Below are 7,459 nucleotides of genomic sequence, written 5' to 3' on the forward strand. Positions count from 1 at the left end.
TACGTGGGCTATTCCGCCCTCGTCACTGTCCCAAATAACAGTGACGAGGGCGGTAGTCATCATCACAAAATCAATCAATCCCATTACATTTGTAGAAGAATAATCGCAAATATAAATCCTATCGGATTATGCTTCCAAAAGTCGTAAAGCAGATGACTAACGTCATTATTTTTCTATCGAAAAATAGGCTTTGCTCCTAATGAAAGCACTGATATTTGCTTTTATTTTCTACTTCATTTAATGCAAATGTAAGGTTCTTTATTGTTCAACTACAGTTAAAATAGTAGCTTTTTGGACTCATTAGAATGAGTTAAAAGTCTACTATTTATATACTCATATACATAATTTATGCTCTGGATTTGCTAAGCAAATTGAGCAAATTATTTCTATGGTCAAACAATACGACCTTGCTTTTTGTTGATTAATTTCTTAGATTCGACTACTAGATGTAGTGGTTAAAAGCCACATGTTTGTTTAAATTTGAAAGAGTAGCGAACGCTGAAGCGTCCTTGTTTCTCTGCGAAAGTTAGTTTTTTGAAAACAAAAATACAAACTATCTCAAGAAATATTTTTAGTAAATTCTGGATGCTGCTTATAGAAAAAAATATCGTTACTATTAAGATCCCAGCCGCGAGTGTCATTTTTTAAATATATTTTAAATCTCTCAAGTGGATTTTGCGTAAGCCCAAACCGTTCCTTCCACATGTATTCAATATCTATAGCTGAAGCTACATTACTTTTTGGAGTATTGGTATCCATAGTCCTTGTGTATATGGTTCCAGCATTTAATTTATCTTTCTTTTTAGAAAGGTAATAAGGTTTGTCTTGTTTATCTCTAATAGTTAAAACCTGTATGGGTTTATCACTTATTTTTATATTTTCAAGAGTTACATCAGGAAAAATGTTGTTAGCAAAATTGCTATTTCTTAATGTGTCAATAATATCAGCTTGTTTCTTCTGATCATCAGAATTTAAACCAATTATTTCGCAGGAATCATTAACCCCAAAAATAAGATATCTATTGCCTTGATGTTTAGTGTTAGCTAGACAAATAATATCATGGATCAAATCACAAGTATTGTGGTGATGACATTGTTTAAAATCCCAATAAATACCTTCTTTTTTTAATGCTATTAAACTTGAGACTATAGTTTTTAAATGGTTATTCACTTTAATTATTGATTATATTTTTAATTTACAGTTAAATTCATTAATGCACCACCTCTTAAACAGAGGCTATATATTTTACGTACACAATCACTAATATTATTATTTAATGGAAATCTTGCCTTACGGAGCTTCTCTAAATACTGCTCTGATAGTGCAATTACTGATTTGCCTGCTGGAGAGTTAGGATCTAAAGGAACTCCACCACCACTAGTCATAACATAATTACCCATATCTAATAATGAACAAATAAAGAATAATCCTTCCTTGCGTGATCGATTTAATGCTTTATCTATTAATAGCATTTCTTGCTTAGTTATTAAGTTTGTTACCTTAATAGCTCCATGATCTAAATTTTCATCTATCCTTAAAATAGCAAATTTAGCTTTTTCGAGAGCCATAACTACATTTGTATTATCTTTATTTAACGAGCGAGGATTACCATTAATCCAACGAGATATTGTTCTAAGTTTATCTACTTTACGATATAAAGATATATAGTCATAAAATAAATTCATCTCAGATTCATTGCGAATAATTATTTTATCAATATATGGATCAAAGTTTTTAAGCTCTTTGGACGCTTCCATATCATATCTAATTAAAAGAGGTTCAAAGGCTTTATTATTAAACTCTGAAAGAAGCTCTCTTTGTTGAGAATAATTGTCTAATAACTCTTCTAAATTATTGGGTATATTTATTTTCTCTTTAGGTTTGAGTTTGATAAGTTTATCAATATATTTTTGATTATAAGTATCTAAATCTTTAGGATCTAAATTCCCAATATCAGCATTTAATGGCTCTCGTCTTTGTAAAATAAAATCTGGAGTTACAAGCTGATTATGTCCACCCTGTAGCATAATATCGAGTGCTGATCCAAATATCTCTAAATCATTAGCTTTTTTTGATCTTCTTTTTCTTGCCATAATATTAAATTGCTTATAAACGCATTAGCTATTTTATAGAAATAAAATACTTAAATAAATTCATTTAAGAATAAAAACCGAAAAAATGGAGGGCTCTGCAAATAGTCTCTAGGAAATAATTTTGGCAGTAATTGAAAAAGTTATGCCAAAATTAGTAAAATTTAGATTAAATACAAATTATAGCTTTTGTGAATCTCCTAGTAACATGAAGCGTCAATAAAAATGCCAGTTATACTATCAATATTATTCTTGATAATATACCTAGTGAATTCACCATCAATAAAGCTGAACCATTCATCACTTTGATGTTCTGAACATCCAACATACTTATTGTGCTTAAGAATTTTAAGAGAATCATAGCAAACAGAATTATAACCATTATTTTCTGCTACCCAATAACCATAGTCGCAAATCTCTTGTGCGATATGCACTAAAGAATCATCAACAGCTAATTCCTCAAATAACTCCTCAAAATTAGTAATTTTTGGATCATTCATAGAGAGTAGGTTTTTAATATGGTCAAAATCTTTTAAATCATCTTCATATAGAGTTATTTCTGTTATACCAAGTTTTTTAAAAAGATCATACTTTGTTACTATTTCAAAGTCATAATTGTTTCGTATAATGCATAATTTCATTGTTATATCCTTATAGTTATAGAGGGACACAACAATATCCTATGGGATAGCGTGTATCCCATAGGGGTTAATTACTGTTTAATACTTTTCAAACAATCTTGAATTTGACTACATATTTCTATGTATTCTTGTTCTATTGTCTGAAGCTTTTTTATCTCAAGGTTTTTTAATTTAGAAAATAAAGCATTTGAAGTGGACTGATTAATAATATTATCTTTCATATCTTTAATTTGCTTGATTATATTATCCTGAGATTTAGACTTGTAGAGGGGTTTTAGGCTATCTAATTTTTCATTAAGTTTAATGAAAATACCATCTTTTGATAAAGCTGAACTTACAGTTAAAGCCACTCTTTCCTTATATACTAAAGCAGTATCTAACTCTCCTAAAATATTATTAGGGAGTTTGTGATAATACTCGTTCATAGGATAAGCTTTATTGTTAACTTTAATGTCCTTAGTCATAAGAAAATCATAGCCAACGCTTTTATCTGTAGTTTTCTGTAAAAACACAATATCTACAGTCACCTTAGCATTATCAAACATATTATCAGGGAGTCTAAAAGCTGCTATTAATCTAGAATATTTTGATAATAGATTTCTAGCATGACCTTTTAGATTATCTAAACAATAGCTTGGGACAACAAAAGCCAGTATTCCACCATCTTTGAGAAGTTTGATTGATTTAGCCATAAAGTAATGATGAATAACATAATCATCAAGTTCTTTATCACTATCTCTAATAACTAAATTACTGTAAGGCGGATTGCCTACAATTAAATCAAAGTTATTTTCTTGGTATCTCTCAAAGGAGCAGTTTGTAATATCTGCATATGGGCAAATATTACTAGCTAATTGACTACTTATTTTATCTAACTCGCAAGCATGAATTGAGCTATTTAATCTCATCTCATCAGGCATGTTAAATATGAAAGTCCCATGCCCACAAGCTGGCTCCAATATTCTTCCATACTCAAAACCTAGTTTATTTAAAGCTTTGTATATGAAGTCTATTATTGGCTTGGGAGTATAATAAGCAGTTTTAGAACTAGCCATTATCTGATTATAAGATGTTTCACCTAACAAATCTTTAAGCTTTTTATGGTCCTCACTACTCATAGTTTTGTAAAGACCCCCAAAGCCGCTATATTGCTTTAGATCAACATTCTTTTTGATCATCTCAAGAATTTTAAAGTTATTTTCAAATCTCATCTCAGACCTCCTTTCCAAGAAATCTAGTCATTGCTTCATAGTCAGATAATGAGTAGTTCTTTGATACATCACTCTTTTAAGGTATTTTTGATACTTAGTTAAATAAAGCTCAAAAGCGTCATCTAAAGGAGTATCTGTATCTTTGACAAATGCTTCAAAATGTAAGATAGCAAACAGATATTCGTTATAATCAAGATCTTTCATTGTAGTATCTCCCATAATTAGAACAACAAAATCCAACATATCTAGCGTAGTCATATCCTTGAGGATCAACAACAATAGATACTCTATTTTGTGAAGTTATAAGTGTACCAAGAGATCTTGGACTATATTCAGGCTTGTTTGCTTCTTCAAGATAACCAAAGTAATCATCTTTCATTTGCTCTGGATTATGATAATCGCTAATGTTTCCACCTCGATCTAGTAGAAAAGAGAAAGGACCATCAAATTTAGTCAAAAGGTTGTTCACGAAGAAATCATAATCTTGATTAGAAATATTTATTATATTTTCAATCTCAACTAGGGTATGACTTCTTTGAAGTGGTTCTAAATTGTGATAATCGTTAGGTTCTTCTATTTCATTGTATTTTTTACAGTATTCTGAATCATACTGAATTTGAAATAGAATTTCTCCTATACTATTTTCCTTTCCAAGTCCAAACATAACATCGACCATATCACCTACTTTGAGTTTCTTTGCAAAAACACAATGTTGATGGGGTTCTAAATTAACTTGTTTATTTAAAGACTTAGTGAGTTTATCTCTCCAGGACTCTATTTCTTCTTCTTTAAGCTTTCTTAGTTTCTCTTGATTTAACTGTCTTTCAAACAGAGTATCAAAATCATTTAAAAAGCTTTTAGCATCTCTAAAATAGCTAAAGGTTTCATAAACATAAGGGTTGTCAGAAATTAATCTCCAACCACTACTTGTTTTATTGATATAAGCCTCTTTAATATATTTAGTTTGAGCCTCATATATTCCAGTATCTTTTTTACTTAATTGATAGTTTTTCATAGTTATATCCTTATTTTAAATATAGGGATACAGCTATGCCCTACTGGGATAATGTGTATCCCAGTTTGGGTTATTAATTCTCTAGATTTAACAGTCTAATAACTGTAGGGTTATCTTCTTGCTGTATAGCTATTTTTAAATCGTTGAAGTCAGCATCAGATAAATCATCAGCGTATTCAGTTAAAAATGAGTCAATACAACCATAGCAATCAATGTAATCGTATATAGTATTTATATCTTCATGTAATTGATATAAACCTTTAAGATATTCATTGCCTTGCCAGATATCTTGATCAACATCTCCGTTAGCATTAATAGATCCTTTGCCGATAAAGCATATGTTTGGCTCATCATAGTCAAACTCTAAGTTAAGTTTGTATGATTCGGAAAGTTCTATTAAACCAGCTATAGGAGGTGACCAAGGGCTATCAAAAGTTATAAAGATGCTATCATCCTTACTAAAGGTAACATATGCATCAATATCCCATTTACAACCTATGTCTCTACAGTTATCGTGATACCAATTGCTAGAGCTAGAGTTATCAATATCAAGAGTCTTCTTAAAGAAAAGATTAATAATAGAGTCTTTATCGATAAGACCTTTTAGAACATTTGAGAATTCTTTATTACTTTGAATTTTCACTGTATTTGAACACCAGTTAGGCATAATGTACTCCTTAATATTTGAGGGACATTACACCTATCACTAGGGATAATGTAACATCCCTAGGGGTGAATATTTGTATTTAATCTAAATTTTTAAATATCATAAAAAAGGCTACAAAAGTAGCCTTAGATATAGGTATTAATTTGAATGAATATTGAGATTAAAAATTAGCTTTTATTAATGGATAAACAATTGGTAAAACTATTGAGGTTAAACCAAGACCAACAATCCAATAAAGGAATGTTTGTACCCTATCAATACGTTTATCAACTTGCTCAATACGTTTATCAACTTGCTCAAAACGTTTACTAATATTATCATTCAATCTATCAATATCAGCTCTAGTCTCAGTAACAACATCATGAGTAATCTTATGAGCCATAAGATTAATATATTCTTGCTGAGTTAAGTTGATAGTTTTATCATCTTTCATGTAATCATCCATACGGTTATTACTCCTGTTGTCTATTATATATAAATACAGTAGATATAACCATACCAGTAGGCATAATTACACCTACTGGTGAGATTACTGATCATAAAAGATCAATATTCAATTCAAATTTTAAATATCTTAAGCAAATGAACAGATTCTTCTTTTCAATGCTTCTCTTCTTCTTTGACCTTCTTCAGCTTTTGCTTTAGGAGTTAAAGAATGTAGATATATAAAAAAGCTTTTAATGTTTTGCATAACTTAAGTCTCCTTTTTAAAGGGAGACTTCCTACTAGAGATGTCTCCTTAGTGGGTTATGTTATCAAGTTGATATTAATGAAATTTAAATAAATTAATAAGCAATGTCATCTACTGTATTTAAATCTTCCATTGTCGGTATATTGTCACTATTGTTAGTTGATCTAGCTGAAGATAAAGGTTGAGTTCTTCTTACTTTGATTTGGAGCTGGTATTTTTTGTTACCATCCTTATCATTGTAAGCTCTATTCTCTAACTCACCATCAACTAAAACAAGGTCTCCTTTGTGATAATACTGTTCCACAAACTCAGCTGACTTATCAAAAACTGTAAGTCTATGCCAAGTTGTAGTTGGATTATCTTTAGAGCCACCATTAGTTGCAATTGAGAAATTAGCTATTTTTAAGCCTTTTTCTGTAGTTTTAACTTCTGGATCTTGTCCTAATCTACCAATTAGTGTCAATCTATTTAATGTACTCATCGTACGTCTCCTTATTTTTGTAGAAGATATAGCAACACCTTTGAGGGTTACTGCACCCTCTAGGGTTATTAAATTGTTATATCTTCATAAAGAAGATGGTTCAAAGACATTAAAGAGATAATCCCTTCAATGATATTAATATATGATCTTGATCATTAATAAGCTTTTAAATACCTAATTAAGAATCATCATATTTTTTTTAAATTATTAGTGGTTAAGAAATATGGGTTTTGTCGCAAATATTTAAATCAGTGACAATTTTCATGAAATCAGTATGCTCTAGATACAGTTATGCTGCTATAGAATAGAATTGATCCCAAATAGTCATATTTTCAGCATTAATGTGCTGACCTTTTCTAATCATATTTATTAACTCATAACCAGCGATAGTGGACTCCATGGAGTCCCAAGACTTAAATCCCATCATGGGTCGAGTCAATCGTTTAATACTTCTATGATCCTGCTCTATCAAATTATTTAAATACTTATTTTGTCTAATTTCAATACCATGAGTTAACCATATCCCTAGTAAAAATAAGTAGATATTGATAGTCAGTAATGCAGCCTCATTAGCACCAGATTTATCTACATTTACTTTCTCTGGCAAACCATGCCTACCAATGGCTTTCTTAAAGAATTTACGTGCAGCTTTTTCATTTCTTT

The 7,459-nt window shown here is 30.2% G+C and carries 10 protein-coding genes; all 10 read right to left on the reverse strand.

The annotated features are described in order from the left end of the window. Window positions 1-558 precede the first annotated feature (558 nt). On the reverse strand, window positions 559-1,170 hold the full coding sequence (locus F3D62_RS12325; RefSeq protein ID WP_191092625.1) for a helix-turn-helix domain-containing protein: 612 nt from the start codon (window positions 1,168-1,170) through the stop codon (window positions 559-561). Between the two features lie 20 nt (window positions 1,171-1,190). After that, on the reverse strand, window positions 1,191-2,093 hold the full coding sequence (locus F3D62_RS12330; protein WP_150468543.1) for a hypothetical protein: 903 nt from the start codon (window positions 2,091-2,093) through the stop codon (window positions 1,191-1,193). 197 nt (window positions 2,094-2,290) lie between these two features. Next, a complete protein-coding gene (locus tag F3D62_RS12335; protein WP_150468544.1) occupies window positions 2,291-2,731 on the reverse strand; it encodes a hypothetical protein in 441 nt (146 codons plus the stop codon). A 71-nt stretch (window positions 2,732-2,802) separates the two neighbouring features. Continuing rightward, window positions 2,803-3,942 (reverse strand): N-6 DNA methylase, encoded by a 1,140-nt coding sequence (locus tag F3D62_RS12340; RefSeq protein WP_150468545.1) that lies wholly within the window; start codon window positions 3,940-3,942, stop codon window positions 2,803-2,805. A gap of 27 nt (window positions 3,943-3,969) precedes the next feature. Next, on the reverse strand, window positions 3,970-4,146 hold the full coding sequence (locus F3D62_RS12345) for a hypothetical protein (RefSeq protein WP_191092626.1): 177 nt from the start codon (window positions 4,144-4,146) through the stop codon (window positions 3,970-3,972). After that, the gene (locus F3D62_RS12350; protein ID WP_150468547.1) at window positions 4,133-4,957 is read right to left on the reverse strand and encodes a hypothetical protein; all 825 of its coding nucleotides are present in this window, start codon (window positions 4,955-4,957) and stop codon (window positions 4,133-4,135) included. The genes F3D62_RS12345 and F3D62_RS12350 overlap by 14 nt, the downstream gene beginning before the upstream one ends. A 73-nt stretch (window positions 4,958-5,030) precedes the next feature. After that, entirely contained in the window at window positions 5,031-5,624 is a 594-nt protein-coding gene (locus F3D62_RS12355) for a hypothetical protein (protein WP_150468548.1), read from the reverse strand. 160 nt (window positions 5,625-5,784) lie between these two features. Then, window positions 5,785-6,069, reverse strand: coding sequence for a hypothetical protein (locus F3D62_RS12360; RefSeq protein ID WP_150468549.1), 285 nt, complete (start codon window positions 6,067-6,069; stop codon window positions 5,785-5,787). A 340-nt stretch (window positions 6,070-6,409) separates the two neighbouring features. Further along, window positions 6,410-6,796: a single-stranded DNA-binding protein gene (locus tag F3D62_RS12365; RefSeq protein WP_150468550.1), complete on the reverse strand. Its 387-nt coding sequence runs from the start codon at window positions 6,794-6,796 to the stop codon at window positions 6,410-6,412. A gap of 289 nt (window positions 6,797-7,085) precedes the next feature. Next, a partial coding sequence (locus tag F3D62_RS12370) for a DDE-type integrase/transposase/recombinase (protein ID WP_150468163.1) occupies window positions 7,086-7,459 on the reverse strand: 374 nt, incomplete at its 5' end.

It is taken from the genome of Francisella sp. SYW-9, assembly GCF_008711465.1.
GTDB lineage: Bacteria > Pseudomonadota > Gammaproteobacteria > Francisellales > Francisellaceae > Francisella.